Annotated in this window: 16 protein-coding genes and 1 tRNA gene; 11 read left to right on the top strand and 6 right to left on the bottom strand. The window is 67.2% G+C overall.

Annotated elements, in window-relative coordinates; translation table 11 throughout:
• Positions 1-26 precede the first annotated feature (26 nt).
• A tRNA-Lys gene (locus MARKY_RS01610) sits at positions 27-102 on the bottom strand.
• Between the two features lie 262 nt (positions 103-364).
• Here MARKY_RS01610 and MARKY_RS01605 point away from each other — a divergent pair.
• The 4 genes from MARKY_RS01605 to MARKY_RS01590 all read left to right on the top strand — a co-directional run bounded on the left by MARKY_RS01605 (position 365) and on the right by MARKY_RS01590 (position 3,736).
• The gene (locus MARKY_RS01605; protein ID WP_245526783.1) at positions 365-1,267 is read left to right on the top strand and encodes a TRAP transporter substrate-binding protein; all 903 of its coding nucleotides are present in this window, start codon (positions 365-367) and stop codon (positions 1,265-1,267) included.
• Positions 1,268-1,329: 62 nt separating this feature from the next.
• The gene (locus tag MARKY_RS01600; RefSeq protein WP_013703124.1) at positions 1,330-1,911 is read left to right on the top strand and encodes a TRAP transporter small permease; all 582 of its coding nucleotides are present in this window, start codon (positions 1,330-1,332) and stop codon (positions 1,909-1,911) included.
• On the top strand, positions 1,908-3,206 hold the full coding sequence (locus MARKY_RS01595; protein ID WP_013703123.1) for a TRAP transporter large permease: 1,299 nt from the start codon (positions 1,908-1,910) through the stop codon (positions 3,204-3,206). Before MARKY_RS01600 ends, MARKY_RS01595 begins: the two co-directional genes overlap by 4 nt.
• Positions 3,207-3,307: 101 nt before the next feature.
• Positions 3,308-3,736: a VOC family protein gene (locus MARKY_RS01590; RefSeq protein ID WP_041657760.1), complete on the top strand. Its 429-nt coding sequence runs from the start codon at positions 3,308-3,310 to the stop codon at positions 3,734-3,736.
• Position 3,737: 1 nt separating this feature from the next.
• Here MARKY_RS01590 and MARKY_RS01585 read toward each other — a convergent pair whose 3' ends face one another.
• Together MARKY_RS01585 and MARKY_RS01580 are read right to left on the bottom strand one after the other, a co-directional pair.
• Entirely contained in the window at positions 3,738-4,088 is a 351-nt protein-coding gene (locus MARKY_RS01585; protein WP_013703121.1) for a P-II family nitrogen regulator, read from the bottom strand.
• Positions 4,085-5,413 (bottom strand): ammonium transporter, encoded by a 1,329-nt coding sequence (locus tag MARKY_RS01580; protein ID WP_013703120.1) that lies wholly within the window; start codon positions 5,411-5,413, stop codon positions 4,085-4,087. The genes MARKY_RS01585 and MARKY_RS01580 overlap by 4 nt, the downstream gene beginning before the upstream one ends.
• 208 nt (positions 5,414-5,621) lie before the next feature.
• Between MARKY_RS01580 and MARKY_RS01575 the strand changes: the two genes are divergently transcribed.
• From MARKY_RS01575 to moaD, 3 genes are read left to right on the top strand one after another with little or no spacing between them, the layout of a single operon-like run.
• Positions 5,622-7,172 (top strand): ATP-binding protein, encoded by a 1,551-nt coding sequence (locus MARKY_RS01575; RefSeq protein WP_013703119.1) that lies wholly within the window; start codon positions 5,622-5,624, stop codon positions 7,170-7,172.
• A 35-nt stretch (positions 7,173-7,207) separates the two neighbouring features.
• On the top strand, positions 7,208-8,143 hold the full coding sequence (locus tag MARKY_RS01570; RefSeq protein ID WP_013703118.1) for an HTH domain-containing protein: 936 nt from the start codon (positions 7,208-7,210) through the stop codon (positions 8,141-8,143).
• Complete coding sequence (gene moaD, locus MARKY_RS01565) at positions 8,133-8,813, top strand: molybdopterin converting factor subunit 1 (RefSeq protein ID WP_013703117.1); 681 nt, start codon at positions 8,133-8,135, stop codon at positions 8,811-8,813. The genes MARKY_RS01570 and moaD overlap by 11 nt, the downstream gene beginning before the upstream one ends.
• A gap of 23 nt (positions 8,814-8,836) precedes the next feature.
• Here moaD and MARKY_RS01560 read toward each other — a convergent pair whose 3' ends face one another.
• Complete coding sequence (locus MARKY_RS01560) at positions 8,837-10,024, bottom strand: RNA-guided endonuclease InsQ/TnpB family protein (RefSeq protein WP_013703116.1); 1,188 nt, start codon at positions 10,022-10,024, stop codon at positions 8,837-8,839.
• Positions 10,025-10,126: 102 nt separating this feature from the next.
• Between MARKY_RS01560 and MARKY_RS01555 the strand changes: the two genes are divergently transcribed.
• The 4 genes from MARKY_RS01555 to tsaE are packed head-to-tail and all read left to right on the top strand — an operon-like array spanning position 10,127 to position 15,541.
• Positions 10,127-10,768, top strand: coding sequence for a hypothetical protein (locus MARKY_RS01555; protein WP_013703115.1), 642 nt, complete (start codon positions 10,127-10,129; stop codon positions 10,766-10,768).
• Positions 10,765-12,594, top strand: a complete 1,830-nt coding sequence (locus MARKY_RS01550; RefSeq protein WP_013703114.1) for a hypothetical protein — start codon at positions 10,765-10,767, stop codon at positions 12,592-12,594. The genes MARKY_RS01555 and MARKY_RS01550 overlap by 4 nt, the downstream gene beginning before the upstream one ends.
• A gap of 17 nt (positions 12,595-12,611) precedes the next feature.
• The gene (locus tag MARKY_RS01545; RefSeq protein WP_013703113.1) at positions 12,612-15,119 is read left to right on the top strand and encodes a coiled-coil domain-containing protein; all 2,508 of its coding nucleotides are present in this window, start codon (positions 12,612-12,614) and stop codon (positions 15,117-15,119) included.
• Positions 15,116-15,541, top strand: a complete 426-nt coding sequence (gene tsaE / locus MARKY_RS01540) for a tRNA (adenosine(37)-N6)-threonylcarbamoyltransferase complex ATPase subunit type 1 TsaE (protein WP_013703112.1) — start codon at positions 15,116-15,118, stop codon at positions 15,539-15,541. Before MARKY_RS01545 ends, tsaE begins: the two co-directional genes overlap by 4 nt.
• Here the strand turns inward: tsaE and MARKY_RS12030 are convergent.
• On the bottom strand, positions 15,536-15,958 hold the full coding sequence (locus MARKY_RS12030) for an HD-GYP domain-containing protein (protein ID WP_342626876.1): 423 nt from the start codon (positions 15,956-15,958) through the stop codon (positions 15,536-15,538). The genes tsaE and MARKY_RS12030 overlap by 6 nt on opposite strands.
• On the bottom strand, positions 15,895-16,329 hold the full coding sequence (locus MARKY_RS12025; protein WP_052297140.1) for an NAD(P)/FAD-dependent oxidoreductase: 435 nt from the start codon (positions 16,327-16,329) through the stop codon (positions 15,895-15,897). The genes MARKY_RS12030 and MARKY_RS12025 overlap by 64 nt, the downstream gene beginning before the upstream one ends.
• Between the last annotated feature and the right edge of the window lie 144 nt (positions 16,330-16,473).

Raw genomic sequence — 16,473 nt, 5'->3', positions numbered from 1 at the left:
GCAGCGCGTGGGGGCTAGGGGCTTCGTGGTGGGCCGTGAGGGACTCGAACCCCCGACCAACCGATTAAAAGTCGGTTGCTCTACCAACTGAGCTAACGGCCCATCCCGTAAGCCCAGCCGATTATACGGAACCCTCCCGTTCCTGTCAACGAAAACCCTCCCGGAGCTGCCGGCCGCTGCCCTCCCAGAAGCCGGGGGCCTCCACCCTTAGCAGGTCAGGCAATATACCCTTGTCCCACGCACCCCGCATGGGTAAAATACCTCCGTTAGCAAAGGAGGTGTAATTATGAAAAGAGGACTAAACCTAATCTTGGGCCTTACCCTCATCCTTGGGGCCTCTTTGGGGCTGGCCGCAAGTCCGGTCGTGATTAAATTCTCGTTCGTCACCACCCTAAACACCCCCAAGGGCAAGGCCGCCCAAGCCTTCAAGCAGTACGTCGAGGAAAAATCCGGCGGCTCCATGAAGGTCGAGCTGTACCCCTCGAGCCAGCTCTACAAGGACAACGCCGAAGGGCTGAACGCCCTGATCTTTAACAACATCCAGCTCCTCGTGCCCTCGGCCACCAAGCTCAAGGGGTACAACCCCGCCTTCCAGTTCGTGGACTTGCCCTACCTCTTTAAGGACGCCGAGCACTTCAAGCGCTTCACCCAGTCCGAGGCGGCCCAGAACCTCCTCAACAGCCTCGAAAAAGTCGGCCTGGTGGGGCTGGGCTTTTGGCCGAACGGTTTCGTGCACTTCACCGCCAATCAGCCGCTCCGCCGCCCCGAGGACTTCAAGGGCCTCAAGTTCCGCACCCAGACCTCGGGCGTGCTCGAGGCCATGATGCAGGCGCTGGGCGCCACCGCAGCCCCCATGGCGTTCTCCGAGGTCTATCAGGCGCTGCAGCAGGGTGTGGTTGACGGCCAGGAGAACACCCTCTCCAACATCTACACCCAGCGCTACTACGAGGTGCAAAAGTACCTCTCCCTCACCCGCCACCACCGCCTCGACTACGTGGTCCTCACCAACAAGATCTTCCTTAACAGCCTCTCCCCTGAAGAAAAGCAGATCTTCCTCGACGGCATCGCCTACGCCAACGAGGTGGCCTTTAACGAGGCGGAGAAGCTGAACCAGGACGCCTTGGCGCAGCTCAGCGAGCTGATGGAGGTCATCGAGCTCACCCCCGAGGACCGCGCCGCGATGGAGGCGGCGATGGAACCGGTTTACGAGGAGTGGGGCTCGAAGATCGGCTGGGATCTGATCAACGCCATCAAGGCGCTTAGGTAGCCGTTGGCCCGGTGCAAGGCCGGGGGCGGCAGGTCCCCGGCCTTGGTTTTAGGGAGGCTTCGATGGTCACGTTTGGCACCTTGGTCTGGCAATCCCTTGTGTTCGCGCTGATCGCGCTGGTGCTGGCTTGGACGGCGGGGGGCGCGGCGGGGGTGCGGCGCGCCCTCGCGGTCATCGAGGATGTGCTCGCGGGCCTGTTCCTGGTTGCCGGGCTGCTGGTGGTGTTCGTGAGCGTGGTGATGCGTTACGTGTTCAACAACCCTCCCGGCTGGGCTGACGAGTTCGCCCGTATCTTCGTCGCTTGGGGCGCGATGTTCGGCTTCTCGGTGGCCCTGCGCGAGGGGCGGCACATCACCGTGGACCTGCTTTTCAGCGCCCTGCCGCCCCGCGGTAAACGGGTGCTGGCCCTCCTCGCCAGCCTGATCGGGGTGGCGTTCACCAGTTTCATCGCCGTGGCCGGAGGGCATTACGTCGCGTTTTTACGGAAGATAGGGTTGCGATCCATCTACACCGACCTCCCCGAGTGGCTGTTGCAGCTCATCATCCCCCTGGGGTTCGGGGTGTTCGCGCTTCAGTTCGCTCGTAACTTTCTGGACCTCTGGACGGGCCGCACCCAGGTCCACGAGGAGGTGACCGGCGTATGAGCGTCGGCCTTAGCATGGTGGTCCTCTTCGGCCTTTTCCTCCTCTTCCTCCTGCTGCGGGTGCCGATCGGCGTCTCGCTCGCGCTCTCGAGCCTGATCGCTTTCGCGTTGGAGCCGGGCTTTAACATCCTCCAGGTGCCCTCCAGAATGTTCGAGGGCATCAACTCCTTTGCGCTGCTCGCCATCCCCGGCTTCGTCTTCACCGGCGTGGTGATGGCCCACGGCGGCATCGCCCGCTACCTGGTGGACTTTGTGCGCGCCTGGGTGGGCCACGTCCCGGGCGGGTTGAGCGTCGTGGTCGTCGTGGCCTCGATGATCTTCGCCGCGATCTCCGGGTCCTCCCCGGCCACCGCGGCGGCGATCGGCGCGGTCACGATCCCTGCGATGATCCAAAACGGCTACGACAAGCGTTACGCCATGGGGCTAGTCGCCACCTCGGGCACGCTCGGTATCCTGATCCCGCCCAGCGTGACCATGATCATCTACGGCATCACCACCGAACAGTCGATCGGCAAGCTCTTCATCGCGGGAATCCTCCCCGGCCTTCTGCTCGGCGGCGCGCTGATCGCCTTCGCCATCTGGTACGCGCAGCGGCAGGGTTACGGCCGCCTGCCCAAAGCGAGCTGGGCCGAGCGCTGGAGGACGCTCTGGTGGGCCCTGCCCGGCATCTTCCTGCCGCTTTTGATCATGGGCACGATCTACACCGGCATCGCCACCCCCACCGAGTCCTCGGTGATCGCCCTGGTCTACGCGATCCTGGTCTCGCTCCTCATCTACCGCGAGGCCTCGCTCGCCGACTGGGTGAGGATGCTCCGGGAGTCGACCGCGATCACGGCGATGATCTACCTTATCGTCTCCGCGGCGATGCTCTTCTCCCTGTACATGACCAACAAGCAGATCCCCGCCCTCGCCGCCCAGTGGATCGTCGATCACGGGCTCGGGCGCATGGAGGTCTTCCTCGTCACCTCGGTGCTCTTCATCCTCCTGGGGATGTTCCTCGAGGCCGTCTCCATCATCCTGATCACCCTGCCCGTGCTGCAACCCATCCTGGAGGCGGTGGGCATTAACCTGATCCACTTCGCGGTCGTCATGACCATCTCCATGGAGCTCGCGATGATCACCCCCCCGGTCGGCCTGAACCTCTTCGTTATCTCCGGGATCACCAAGGCCCCCCTGGCCGAGGTGGTGCGGGGGGTGCTGCCGTTTTACGCCGTGCTCTTCCTGGTGCTGGTGGCCCTGATCCTCTTCCCGCAGCTCAGCCTCTGGCTGCCCTCGCTGATGAAAGGAGGGGTCTGACGCCACCGCGGGGCTAGGGGTGCGCCCCCACCCCCCTGGACTGGACACCCCCGACGCGCGCCCCTGCAAAGGCCGGGGCGCGGTCTGCCATAATGGCGGGGATGTACGCGACGCGACTTTCCCACGCGCACCTCAAGGTCCGGAACCTCGAGCGCAGCGTAACGTTCTACACGCGGTTTTTGGACCTGCAGCTCACCGAGCGCTGGGCCCATACGGCCTTGCTCGTCTCCAGCAGCAGCCCCTACCCTTACGAGCTCGCCCTCGAGGAGGCTGCCACGCCCACCACCGGCGTGCGCCTGGGGTTCGCCCTCGAGGGCCGGGAGGCCTTTCAGGAGGCGTACCGCTTCTTGAAGCTGGAGGGCGCGCCGTTTCGCGCGGAGGACCGCGGGTTCGCCTGGGTGCTGGTGCTCGAGGACCCCGACGGGAACCGAGTGGAGCTTGTTTGGGACCGGCGGGCGGCGGGCGGCGCGGCGTTTTGGCGGGGGCAGGCCCGCCCCTTGCCGGAGGCGGAGGTCCTGGGGGGCGCGTAACTCACGCGATCGGGGTGACGGCCGCGGCGTCCGTCTCCCCGGTGCGGATGCGGTAGACGCGCTCCAGGGGCAGCACGAAGACCTTCCCGTCCCCTACCTCGCCGGTGCGGCCCGCGCGCAGGATGGCCTCGACGGTGGGCTCAACGAAAGCCTCGGAGACCGCGATCTCCAGGCGGACCTTTTCGTGGAGTTCCATCTTGACGGTGGTGCCGCGGTAGGTCTCGACGCGTTCGGTTTCGCCGCCGTGGCCTTGAACGCGGCTCACCGTGAGGCCGCGCACCTCCGCTTTGAACAAGGCCTCCAGTACGTCGTTGAGCTTCTCCGGCCGGATGACCGCCACGATGAGTTTCATGCCCGTCCTCCCGCCGACAGGCGCTGGGGCTGCCCTTCGACGTCCAGGAGTAGAACCGCGCCTTCTCCCGTGGTGTAGGCTTCCTCGCCGTGCGCGTTCACATCGAGGCCCACGCCCTCTTCCTTAGCGCTCGCGCGCAACGGTGTGAATGCCCCGACCAGCCGCAAAAGCACAAAGGTCGCCGCTGCGCTGTACCCTACGGCGTACAGCACCGCCTGTGCCTGAAGCCAAAGCTGGGCCGCGTTGCCTTCCAGAAGCCCTGGGGTGCCCCCCCACTCCGCCGAGGCAAGGACCCCCGTCAATAACGCGCCGGTGATCCCTCCCAAGCCGTGGGTACCGAAGACGTCGAGGGCATCGTCCATCCGCGAGCGGGCTCGCCACAGGATGAACAAGTAGCTGGGGAAGGCGGCGAGCGCTCCGATCCACAGCGCGCCGAGTGGCCCGACGAACCCTGCGGCGGGGGTGACGGCAACGAGACCCACCACGATCGCGGTGGCCGCGCCGACCGCGGTGATCCTTCCGGCGCGCCATCCATCCAGCGCCCCCCACACCACGAGCGTGGCCGCAGGGGCGAGGAAGGTGTTTGTGAAGGCTAGCGCGGCCGTGCCGTCGGCAGCGTAGGCGCTGCCGCCGTTGAATCCGAACCACCCAAACCAGAGCAGGGCCGCGCCGAGCAGCACGAAGGGCACGTTATGCGGCAGGATCGCCTGGCGACCGTGGTCCTTACGTGGGCCCACCACGAGCGCCGCGACGAGCGCGGCAACCCCGGCGTTGATGTGCACCACGGTACCGCCCGCGAAATCCAGCGCCTCGGCGAGCCAGCCACCCCCCCACACCCAGTGGGCGAGCGGCGCGTAAACGGTGAGGGACCACAGCGTGATGAAGGCCAGGTACGCTCCAAAACGCATGCGTTCCACGATTCCCCCGGAGATGAGGGCGGCGGCGATGATGGCGAAGGTGCCTTGGAAGGCCACGTCGAGCAGTGGCGGGATGCCCTCCCCCTCGAGGCCGAGGCCCCTGAGGAGGAGGTGGCCGAACCCCCCGATAAAGGCGCTGCCCGTGTCGTAGGCCAGGCTGTAGCCTACGAGCACCCAGCTCATCCCGACGGCCCCCAGGGCGGCGAAGCTCATCATCATGGTGTTCAACACGTTCTTGGCGCGCACCAGCCCGCCGTAGAAGAAGGCGAGGCCGGGGGTCATGAGGAGGACCAGCGCGGTGGAGATCAGCATCCAGGCCGTGGTCGCCGGGTCCACCCCGGCCTCCTGCGCGAAGGCCACCCCCCCAAGCCCTACTGCAACCCCCAGGTACCTGCTCCGCTGCGTCATGATCCCCTCCCCTCGAAGATGCCCACAGGGTAGCATCTCGTGTGCATATTGTCAATAGATTTATGGTCAATTATCCAGAAAGTGGATTACAATCTGCAATTAAAGCTCATTTTTACTGAATTCTGTCACGAAAAATTTGCCAAATGTCACAAGAATACATTACATTCTGCACAAAACCCTTCGGCCGGGCTGCGCTAAACTTAAGCTCGTGACGGCCGAGGCGATCTACGGGCTTATCCAACAAGGACAGAACGCACGCACGCTCTTCCTCACCACCGACCTCACCCCCGAGGATCTCGCGCGTTACGCCGCCGGCCTCGCCAACAACCAGGGCGGGCGCATCCTGCTCGGCGTCACCCCGGAAGGACGCATCCAAGGCGCGGCCGGGATCCACCCCCTGCAGATCACCCACGCCCTCTTCGAACTCTCCGCAGGCACGCTCATCCCCCACGTCGAACCCATCGAGACCCCAGAGGGCAGCGTGCTGGTGCTTACCATCCCCCAAAGCCCCACGGTCATCGCCATCGGGCCCGGAAACGCTCCCTTCTGGGACGGGAAGGTGCTCCGCGAAAAACCCACGGGCGAAGCGCTCCCTGCGGAGCCCGACTACACCGCGACCGTCCCCCCCACCGCGAGCCTCTCCGACCTGGACCCCGTCGAGGTCCTCCGCATTCGCCGCATCCTCGAGGATCGCCGCAGCGACCTCGCCGCCCTCCCCGATCTGGACCTCCTCCACGCGCTCGGCCTCCTCGAACGCCAAGAGAACGAGGTCAAGCCCAACCTCGCCGGCCTTCTCCTCGCCGGCACCCCCCTCGCCCTCAAACGGCACCTCCCCCAAGCGGAGATCTCCTACTACTACCACGAAACCGACGACGTCGATTACGCCTTCCGGGAGGACATCCTCAAACCCATCCCTGCCGCCCTAGAGCGGCTCAAGGACCTCATCCAAGCCCGAAACAGCTTCCACCCCCTGACCGTCGGGCTGTTCCGCCTCGAGGTCTGGGACTTCGACGCCGAGGTCTACCGCGAAGCCATCCTGAACGCCCTCGTGCACCGGGACTGGCGGGTGCACGACGCGGTCCAGATCCACCACCACAAGAACCGCCTCGAGATCTCCAACCCCGGCTCGTTCCCGCACGGCATCACGCCGGACAACATCCTCCGGCACCCCCCGAAACGCCGCAACCCGCGCCTCGCGGAGGCCCTCGCCAAGCTCGGGTACATCGAGCGGGCCGGCGTGGGCGTGGATAAGATGTACCGCCTCCTGATCAAGTACGGCAAAGAACCCCCCGTGTACCTCACCTACTCGGACGCCCTAACCCTCGTGATCCGCAACCCCGAGTTCGACGAGGGATTCGTGCGCTGGGTGGCGGAGGCCCAGGAAAAACAGGGGACGTTCACCCTGGACTACCTGATCGTGCTGGGGCACCTCAAGCGCGAAGGGCGCTCCGACCTCGAGGCCCTCGCCGCCACCCTGCAACTCCCCAAAACACAGGCCCGGCGGCTCCTCCACCAGATGGAAGGCGCGGGCCTCATCCAACGCGAAGGGCGGCACTACCGGCTTGCGCTTCCCGGGAACAGCGCGCGCGAGCGGGTCCTGCAAGCCCTCGAGCACGGCCCGCTCACCCGCCGGCAGGTGGAGGCCCTCACCCAGACCACTCCCCGTCAGGCGCTGCGCCTGCTGCGACAACTGATCCAAGAAGGGCGTGTACGGCGCGTCGGTCGCGGCAGCGCCACCCGGTACGAAAAGCTTCCCTGAACGCACCCCCAGACCGGCATTTAAAATAAGAAGAGATGACGGAACGGCAGCGCCAACTGCTTCGTTTGCTGGTGGAGGAGTATATTCACACCCGGCGTCCCGTTCCGTCCAGCCTATTGGCCGACCGCATCGGGGTCAGCCCAGCCACCGCACGCTACGACCTCCTCGACCTCGAGGCCTCCGGGCTCGTCGCCAAACCCCACGCCTCCGCCGGACGCATCCCCACACGGCTCGGGTACCAGCACTACGCCCTCTCCCTCCTCCCCCCCACCCCCCTGCCCCAAAGCACCGTCGAACGCCTTCACAAGGTCCTCGAACGCGCGGGCCACACCTGGCCGCGCCTCGCGGTGCAGATGGCCTCGAGCCTCTCCGGGTATGCGGCTTTGCTCAGGCTCGCGGAAAGCCGCGACCCGCAGGTGCTCCAGGTGCACCTCTCAGCCCTCGACGGGCGGCGCGTCCTCGCCGTCGCGGTCCTCGAGGGCGGGCGCGTGCAGGAGGGGCTGGTGCAGCTGGGCTTCCCTCCCAGCGACGCGCTGCTCAGCCAGGCCGAGGCGTTGCTGCGGGGCCCGTTCCCCTTGAGCCAGTTGGGCCGCATCACCGCGCCTTCCCCGCAGCTCGACTCCCTGCTCGCCGCGCTGCGCCAGGCGTTCACACCCACCTGGACCGAGCGGTACCGGGAGGGAACCGGCGCGATGCTTTCCGAGCCCGAGGCCGAGGACCCAGCGTTCGTCCGCTGCGCCTTGAGCGCGTTGGAGTTCCCCCCGGAAGATCCCCTGACCCCGCCGGGCGGGGTGAACGTCCGGGTGGGGGAGATCGAAGGGCTCGCCCTGGTGCAAGCGGGGTTCGCCGAGGGCAGCCTGCGCGGCGAGCTGACCCTGGTCGGCCCGATGCGCATGCGGTACAAGGAGGCCCTCTCCGTCGCATATAGTCTCAGCCAAGCCCTTTCCGGAAAGGAGTCCTATGCGAGTTAACGTTCGGCTTTTCGCGGTGTACCGCGAACGGGTAGGCCGCGCTCACCTCGAGCTGGACCTCCCCGAAGGGGCTACGGTCCGCCAGGCGAAAACCGCTTTGGAAGCCCAATACCCAGGCCTGAGCCTGGAGGGCGGTATGGTCGCGGTCAACCAGGAGTTCGCGTCCGGCACCACCCCCCTTCGGGAGGGGGACGAACTGGCCTTTCTGCCACCCGTCTCCGGGGGGGGCGAGCCCATGGACGCGTACGGATTGACCGAGGCCCCGATCGATACCGATCGCTGGGTGCGCTGGGCGACCGAGCCCCCGTACGGCGCGGTCGTGACCTTCCTAGGCACCACCCGCAGCCCCAACCAAGGCCGTACGGTACGGTACCTGGAGTACGAGGCGTACTCGGGCATGGCCGAGCGGGTGCTCGGGCAGATCATCGCGGAGATGCGTGCCCGCTGGCCCCTGGGCAAGATCGCGATCTGGCACCGGGTGGGCCGGGTGCTGCCGGGCGAGGCCTCCATCGCGATCATCGCCTCCGCTCCGCACCGCCCGGAGGCGTTCGACGCCGTGCGGTACGCCATCGATCGCGTCAAGCTGATCCTCCCGGTGTGGAAGAAGGAGGTGCTCGAGGACGGCAGCGTCTGGGTCGAGGGGCAAGCGGACCCCGCGCACCGCATATAGTCAGCTACTGACGGCTAAAGCCGTCAGCTTGCCGGGAGGTGAAGATGCTTAAGGCGATGCCCCAGCACCAGGGCCAGCTGACTGTGGCCCGGGCCCGCGGAGCCCGCTCCTTGGGCCAGCGCCCTCCGGGCGATGTTCACGCTCGCCACCCAGTCCGCGTTGTGCTGGAACCCGCAAGCCTCGCAGCGGAAAAGGGCTTGGCTTCGGCGGTTTACCTTGGAAACGTGACCGCAGCGCGGGCATTCCCGGCTGGTGTGCCTGGGGTCCACGTAGACCACTCGCACCCCCTTAAGCCGGGCCTTGTACTCCAGGAAGAAGCAGAAGCGGGCGTAGGGCCAGAGGTTTTGGAGGTGGCGCGCCCTCTTCCCCCTTTGCGTAGTGCGGCTTCTCAGGCCCTTGAGGTCTTCCAAGGCCAGCACATCGCCGGGTTCCAGCAAGTCCACGATGCGCCGGGTGAGGGCGTGCAGGGCGCTATTTACGAAGCGGGCCTCCCTCCCGGAAAGCCGTGCCCAAAGTCGCTTCACGCCCCTGGTGCGTTCGGAAGGGCGGTCCAGTTTACTCCGGACCTCGGCCCGCTTCCGGAGATAGTGCAAGCGCTTGGATTTCAGGAAGCCACCAGAGAACAGCTCCCCTGTGGGAAGCGTAGCCAAAGCTTTCTGGCCAAGGTCTACCCCTACGATCCTGCCCCCTCTGCTGCTGCCCTCGGGAACCTCCGGATCATCCACCCGCAGGGTGAGGTGGATGTACCACTTCCCCTTGGGGCCCTTCGTAAGGACGCCCCCCTGGACGCTCTTGGCTTTGCGCAGGAGGTGGCGCTGGTAGTTGCCGAGCTTGAGGGGGATGCGAAGCCGGCCTTTGACCGTGGTCAGGGAGACGGTCTCGTCGGCCAGGCGGAGGGAGAGGGTGCGCTGGTCGTAGGCCACGGAGGTGGGCTGGTAGTGCTTGGCCCGCTCTCCCTTGCGCCTCGCCACCCGGGCGATGGCCTGGACGGCGAGGTTGGCGGCGAGGCCCATCGCCCGGAGGTCCCGGTAGACCAGGCGGTGCAGCGCAAAGCGGCGAAAGGCGCCCGTGCGCTTGGCGACCCGCAAGGCGTGGTTGCACCCTTCGGCGAAACGCTGGACCGTGGCCTCCAGGGCCTCGGCCTGTTCAGGGGCGGGCTTCAGGGTGCAACGCACCGTGAGGGTCTGCACAAAGATAGTATAGTACATCATGTGGAAGGGGGTAAAGGCGCATTCCTCCGTCGGCTAAAGCCGACGGTCTCCTGCGCCAAGTTTCTATGAAAGCCCCAATATAATGGCGAGCTAAGGAGGGGTATGAGGGAAGCTCAGCGGTTGATTATCGAGGCGCTCAGCCATTACGTATCCGAACCCGCGGCCCGCAACCTGCTGCAACGCACGCTCACGCAGGACGGGCGCGCCGCCGAAACGCTCTCCCCCAGGGACTGGGCGGCCCTGGTGGAGGGAGCGCTCTTCCAGAACCTGCAGGCGATCATCCCCATCCCCAGCCTGCCCAGCGAGCTGCGGCGCGTTGTGCGTCTGCTGCACGCCATGACCCCCGCAGAGGACGCAGCGCCGCCCCTGGAGACGGACCCCTCCCCCTCCCCCAACCTACCCGCGCGCAAGGTGGACCTGACCCATCCCGAGGCACGCGCCGCGCTCGCGCAGGAGTTGGCGCGCGAAGAGGGCGTGACGGGCGTGGTGATTCACGGCCCCACCTACCAGGAGGTGCGCCTTCCCGACCGCGCCGAGGAGCTGGTGCAGCTCCTCGAGATCAGCCACCGCCTCCTTTCGCGTCAACAACCCTACCAGGCGTTCTACGCCGTGTTCGCGGAAGGACAGCTCGTGCTTCGCCCTCTCGGCGACGCCTTGATCGCGGTGATCGGACGGCCGGAAACCAACCTCGGGCGCATCCTACACACCCTAAGCAGCCTCGAGGCCCAAGGAGGTCAGCCATGAGATACCTGTGGATCGTGGGGATACTGCTCTTGACTGGGGCGTGGGCGGCACCGCTGGCAACGCTGTACGACCAGGTCACGGCCAAACTCAACGCTTCCAAAAGCCTCCTGGACACGAACCCCGTGCAGAGCCTAGAACGCATCGACGAGGCCCTCAGCTTGTTCCGGGCGGAAGCGGAGGCGCTGCCTCCCGTACTGGCCGAGGGCATCGCGCAGGCCCTGACCGACGCCCGGCTCGCCGTGACCCGCAAGAGCAAGGCCGACCTCGAGGCGCGGCTTTGGGTGGTGCGGGGCGCGTTCGGGAAGGCGCTGTACGACGCGTTCTTCAACGCGGTCGCTGCGGGTGACCTCGAGGCCGCGCAGGCGTTGCTCGACCGGGTGATCCAAGCGACGGCGCGCACCCCGGACCTCAAGCAAAAAGCGGCTCCGCTGGTCGCGTCGGGCAATCTGGAGGAGCTTCGCCTCTTGTTCGAGCGGGCGTACGCCCAAGCTATGCGCAAAACCCTTGAGCTCGCGCGCGCAGCGCAAAACCGCGCCTCCGCGTACGCCCTGACCTCCAAGGCGTACGGCCTGTACCTGGTGGTGCAGGACTCTCCCCGGGCCTCGGACCTCTCCGCGCGCGCCTTCGTCACCGCGATGGGGCGCCTCGCGCAAGGGGACGACACCGGGTTCCAAGCCGTCCTCGACGACCTGCTCCAGGCCACCAGCGCCTTCCTCGAGCGCACCCAACCGGTGGAAGCCGTGACGGTAGCGCTGAAGGAAGAACCGGAGGCCGCTCCCCCCGAACCCCCTGCGGAGACCTCGAGTGCTTCCGAGCCCGCCCCGGAAACCGCGGCCGCCTCCCCGGCCGCGTCCCCCACGACCTCGAGCACCTCCGCGGAAGCCTCGGGAACGACGGAAACCGCTAGTTCGAGTGCGTCGCCGTCCTCCTCGGGCACGGCGCTTCTCGAGGAACCCCTGCCCGCGAACCTGCGCGAGGAAGCCGCCTACCTCCCGATGGACCCGCAGACCGCCGAGCGGGTCGCGCAGGTTATCCAGGACATGGGCTTGGAAAGCACGATCGAGTGGCTGGCCCTGGTGGACGAGGTGCGCGGGGTGCTGGCGAACGCTCAGACCTTCGTGGAGACCGGCCAGTACGAAAAAGCCCGGACCGCCTTAAGCCTCGCCCATAACCGGTACCAAACGAAGCTCGCTCCGGTGGTCGAGGTGTACAACCCCGAGCTGGCCCAGCGCATGGACCTCCTCCTCGAACGCCTGAAAGGCGCGGTCGGGCTGCGCACCTCGGACGTGGTCGTGGCCCTAGGCGAGCTTCAAGAGATCGAGGAGCAGCTGTTTGGGGGGACCCTCGGCCCCTGGCACAGCTTCGTGGTGCGGCTCGAGCTCGCGACGCTCGGGGTACCGCGCGCGATCCTGTTCATCCTCGCGGGGGTGCTCGCCGTCTTCCCGCTCTACCTGCTGCAGCTGACCTTCGGGGGACGCAACGTGTACTGGCGTTACCTGGGGTTGGCCTTCCTCTTCTTGTTCCTGCCGGCCATGGTCGAGGCCCTGACGTACGTGGCCAACATCCTGGCGGACTACGGCGACCTGCCCCAACTGGGCATCCTGGCGAACCTTTCCGTGCTGCAAAGCCTCCTGGCGCAGCTCGGCTGGGGCGTCACGATCTTCCTGGTGGTGGGGTTCGCTACGGCCGGCCTTCGCGGGATCGCGCTGCAGTTCGGCCTCATTCAGGACCGGAGGGCGCAACCCACGACGACCTCCCTCACCACCCCGCCCGCCAACCCCACGCTCACCAGCGAAACCATCGTAGAGTGGGACGAGGAGTTCTAGCCTGGGAGGCGTAAGCGGTGTCGATTTACGAAACCCTCCGCACCCAGCTCGAGCCGCTCCTGGGCCCGCGCACCGAAGCGGTGCTGCAAGAAGGACTAAAGCGCCTGCAGCTCAGCCCGGAAGCCCTCACGCCCCCCCAGGCCGCCCAGATCCTGAAACGGGTAGTGTACCGGGAGTTGCAGGGCGTGATGAGTCCCGCCGAGGCCAAGCGCCAGGTGCAAGCCCTCCTGGACGCCCTGGGGGAAGGCCCCCCGGCCGAAGCGCGCCTAGCCGAGCTGGAGGCCGGCCTGAAACGGTTCAACCTGTACTTCGAATGGCCCGAGGTCCAGCGGCTTCGGGGGCTCGTCCAACTGATCCGGCGCGAGCTCGCCGAAGGGCGCGACGTCCACGAGCTGCTCACCGAGGGGCACGAACTGCTCGAGATCCTCGAGGAGAAGCTGCAGTCAGCGCTCCTGCGCCAGGCCCGGGACATCTCCGACCTCGAAGCGGCCTTCGAACGAGTCAAGACCGTGGGCGGCCCCAAGGTACGCCGCCTCGAGGCCCTGATCCATCAGATCCAGGAAGCCCAAGCCCAAGAGACCCTCGCGCCCGCCGAGGTCGAGCGCGCCCGTGCCTTGGCCGCCGAGCTGCGTAAACTGGTCGAGTCCTCGGTCATTCAAACCCCCGCGCCCAACGAGAACGAGGAAGGCTTGATCACGGTGGACGACTCCCTCGCGGAGGACGAGGAGTTCGAGCTGGTGATCGACCTGGACCAGCTCACGCCGGAACAAGCGGGGCGCATCAAGGAGATCGACCTCGCCGAGGACCGACGACGCCTCGAGGTCCTCGCGGAACGGTACGCCCTGCTCCTCGAGCGCGAGGAGCTCCGCCAAGAGCACGCGGCCCTAACCGCGCAGCTCGAGGCCGGTGAACCCCTGGGCGACGCGCTGGAGGCCTTCGAAGCCCGCCTCCAGGAGGCACACCGAGAGGCCCTGGCTGAGGCGCGCGCCCGGTACGAGTGGCTGGCGGAACGCCTCCGCGCGCTGGAAGCGGCGGGGGTGGACCCCGGACCGGTCCGCACCCGGCTCGAGCTGGTTAAGGAAAGCCTGGACGCACGGGTGCTTCCCAAGGAGTTGCCGGACCTCGAGCAAGCCGTGGCGGCTCTCGAGGCACAGCTAAACGCGCAGAAGAAAGCGCAAGCGCAGCGCGAAACCCGCCTCAAGGCGCAGCGGGCGTTCATCGAGGAGGCCCGGGCAGCCACCGCTCCCTACCGGGACGCGCCCACCCCAGAACTCACGGCCTTCCTGGAAGCGCTGGAGCAGCTCGAGGCCCGCACCCGAGCCGGGGAGGTGGACGAGGCGCAACTGGCCCACCTCAAAAACGCGTTGGCCCAGCTGCTCGCCGATCTCTCCCATCAGCGCGAAGGGGTTGAACTGAAGCGCGCGCACCTTCGAGCCGCGCTGCAAGCCCTGCCGGACCTACCCGAGCTCGCCGAGGCGCGCGACGCCCTCCTCGCCGAGCTAGAGACCACCCCGCCCGAGGCGCTGGCCGAGCGGGTGGAAGCGCTCGCGCAGCGCGCCCGCGCCCAGGTGCACGAATGCCTCCAAGCGCTGCGCGCTCAGGCCGAGCGCTACCGTCTTCCCCTGGAACCCTTCACCGCAGCGGAAGCCCAGCTGGCCGCGGGGGAGTTCCCCGACCTAACCGCCCTGGAACGCCACCTGACGGAGGCCTTCGAAGCCCGCAAGGAAGAGGTGCGCGAACTCCTGAACCGCTTCGAAGCTGCTGCGCAAAGCTACAAAGGGCTGGGGGGCGAACCTCTCCTTCAGCGCATCCAGGAGCTCAAAGCGCGCCTGGACGAGGAGATCCCGGACCTCACGCCCTTGCGGGACGCTCTGGCCCAGCTGCAACGCCGCAAACAAGAGCTGCGCACCGCCCTGCGCAGGCGCTACGACCACTTGCGGAAAGCGTACGCCACCTACCAGCGCGTGGGGGGAGAAACCGCGCACCAGCTGGGCGTGCTCCTGAACTTCCTCGACAGCGGCGTCGCCCGCCTGGACCGGCTGGGCGTCAAGGGGCTGCTCGAGTTCCAGCGCGCCCTGGAGGAAGCGGAGAGGTACCTAGCGCAGCTCGAGCTCGAGTACACCGCTGCTCAGCAGGTCGCGCAGGAGTTGCAAGGCGCGGACCTGGATCAGCTCCTGTCCGTCTTCACGCCGGAGGAACGGCCGAACCGCGCTGCCCTGCTCGAACCGTTCCAGATCCGGGGCGTGGACGCCGCGGTGCTCCTCGAAAACGGCCGCGTCCTCGCCGGGGAACGCCCGCCCTGGCTCGAGCCCGCCCTCGTCGAAGCGCTCGTGGAGGACGCGCAAGCGCTCGGCGCGGAGATCGGGACCCCAGCCGCGAAACTCATCGTGCTGACCCTGCCCGACCACGCGTTGATCGTGGTGCCGCTGAAGACGCGCCAACTGGTCCTCCTCGCCGAGAAAGCCTTGCTCTCCAAGCTCGTCCACCAGGTGGAGCGCAGTTACGCAGCGCTTTTGGACGCATGATCCTGCGTACTCTCGAGGACACCCGCACACTGGCCAAACGGCTCGTGCAGCGCCTGCCGCACGGCGCGGTTCTGCTGCTCACGGGCCCCTTAGGGGCGGGGAAGACCACCCTCGTCCAGCACCTCGCCGCGGCCCTAGGGTTTCGCGGTCGGGTCACGAGCCCCACCTACACCCTGATCCACGAGTACCCCACCCCTGAAGGCCTCCTGGTGCACATCGACGCCTACCGCCTGCCGGACCTGGAGGACCTGTTCGCCCTGGGGCTCGAGGACTACCTGGGGGAGGCCCGCCTGATCGCGGTGGAGTGGGGACAGCCCAAGGCGTTCCCGGAGAGCCTCGAGGTGCGCCTCGAGCCCACCCCCGCGGGGCGGCGGGTGCGGCTCGTGCCGCACGGCGCGCGCTACCAGGGGTTCGCGTTATAGGGGCGTTTCATTCAGGGCTTCGAGGAAGACCTCCACGGCCATCGGGTCGAACTGCCGCCCGGCCTGGCGCCGGATCTCCTCGAGGGCCCGCTCGACCGGCCAGGCCGGCTTGTAGGGTCGTTGGCTGATCAGCGCGTCGTACACGTCAATCACCGAGAAGAGCCGCGCCCCTAACGGGATCGCTTCTCCCATCAGCCCGTCCGGGTACCCCGTCCCGTCCCAACGCTCGTGATGGTGCCGCACGATTAACAGCGTGGCGCGCGGCATACCGGGCACACCCTTCAGGATCGCCTCGCCCCGCAGGGTGTGGGCCTCGATCACCCGGCGTTCCGCCGGGCTCAAGCGGCCAGGCTTTAACAGGATCCGGTCGGGAATCGCGAGCTTCCCAATATCGTGCAGGTACGCTCCCCACCGCAGGGCCCGCCGCTGGTCTCGAGGCAGGCCTTGCGCCCCACAAGCGCACGGATCTCCCCCGCGTACACGGGAACCCCGTGGGTCTGGGCCCACTCCTGGTGGGGCTCCGCGAGCGCGCGCTCCCCAGTCAAAAGCAGCGCGAGCCGCTTGGGAGCGTGCGCGAGCAGGTGCCTTGCAGTACCGACCGCGCCGCGGCTCGAACCCACCCCGACCACCAGGGTGGCCTTCCCCTCGATCTCGGGGGCCTTGCAGTCGGGGCAGTAGTAGACGTTGCACTTCCCGGCATACGCGAGGCACGGCCGCCAGTCCCCATCCACGGTGGGGTGGTACCGGGCCACGCCGGTCGCGAGGAGGAGGGTCTTCCCCCGGTACACCTCCCCCCGATCGGTCTCGAGGGCGAACGCTCCAGCGCACCACGTTCGCGCGCTGGATCTTAGCCCCCTGGGCGCGGGCCTGCCGCTCAAGGATCCGCTGCAGCTCCACCCCGCGCACGCCGGGCAGGCCCGGAACGTTCTCGA

This window comes from Marinithermus hydrothermalis DSM 14884 (assembly GCF_000195335.1).
GTDB lineage: Bacteria > Deinococcota > Deinococci > Deinococcales > Marinithermaceae > Marinithermus > Marinithermus hydrothermalis.
The sequence above is the reverse complement of the archived record's forward strand: the minus strand, read 5'-3'. Positions and strand labels throughout refer to the sequence as shown.

Excerpts from the sequence above, each read along its gene's own strand:
- MARKY_RS01600 (WP_013703124.1), top strand. The coding sequence starts at position 1,330 with ATGGTCACGTTTGGCACCTTGGTCTGGCAATCCCTTGTGTTCGCGCTG.
- MARKY_RS01595 (WP_013703123.1), top strand. The coding sequence starts at position 1,908 with ATGAGCGTCGGCCTTAGCATGGTGGTCCTCTTCGGCCTTTTCCTCCTC.
- MARKY_RS01590 (WP_041657760.1), top strand. The coding sequence starts at position 3,308 with ATGTACGCGACGCGACTTTCCCACGCGCACCTCAAGGTCCGGAACCTC.
- MARKY_RS01585 (WP_013703121.1), bottom strand. The coding sequence starts at position 4,088 with ATGAAACTCATCGTGGCGGTCATCCGGCCGGAGAAGCTCAACGACGTA.
- MARKY_RS01580 (WP_013703120.1), bottom strand. The coding sequence starts at position 5,413 with ATGACGCAGCGGAGCAGGTACCTGGGGGTTGCAGTAGGGCTTGGGGGG.
- MARKY_RS01570 (WP_013703118.1), top strand. The coding sequence starts at position 7,208 with ATGACGGAACGGCAGCGCCAACTGCTTCGTTTGCTGGTGGAGGAGTAT.
- moaD (WP_013703117.1), top strand. The coding sequence starts at position 8,133 with ATGCGAGTTAACGTTCGGCTTTTCGCGGTGTACCGCGAACGGGTAGGC.
- MARKY_RS01560 (WP_013703116.1), bottom strand. The coding sequence starts at position 10,024 with ATGATGTACTATACTATCTTTGTGCAGACCCTCACGGTGCGTTGCACC.
- MARKY_RS01555 (WP_013703115.1), top strand. The coding sequence starts at position 10,127 with ATGAGGGAAGCTCAGCGGTTGATTATCGAGGCGCTCAGCCATTACGTA.
- MARKY_RS01550 (WP_013703114.1), top strand. The coding sequence starts at position 10,765 with ATGAGATACCTGTGGATCGTGGGGATACTGCTCTTGACTGGGGCGTGG.
- tsaE (WP_013703112.1), top strand. The coding sequence starts at position 15,116 with ATGATCCTGCGTACTCTCGAGGACACCCGCACACTGGCCAAACGGCTC.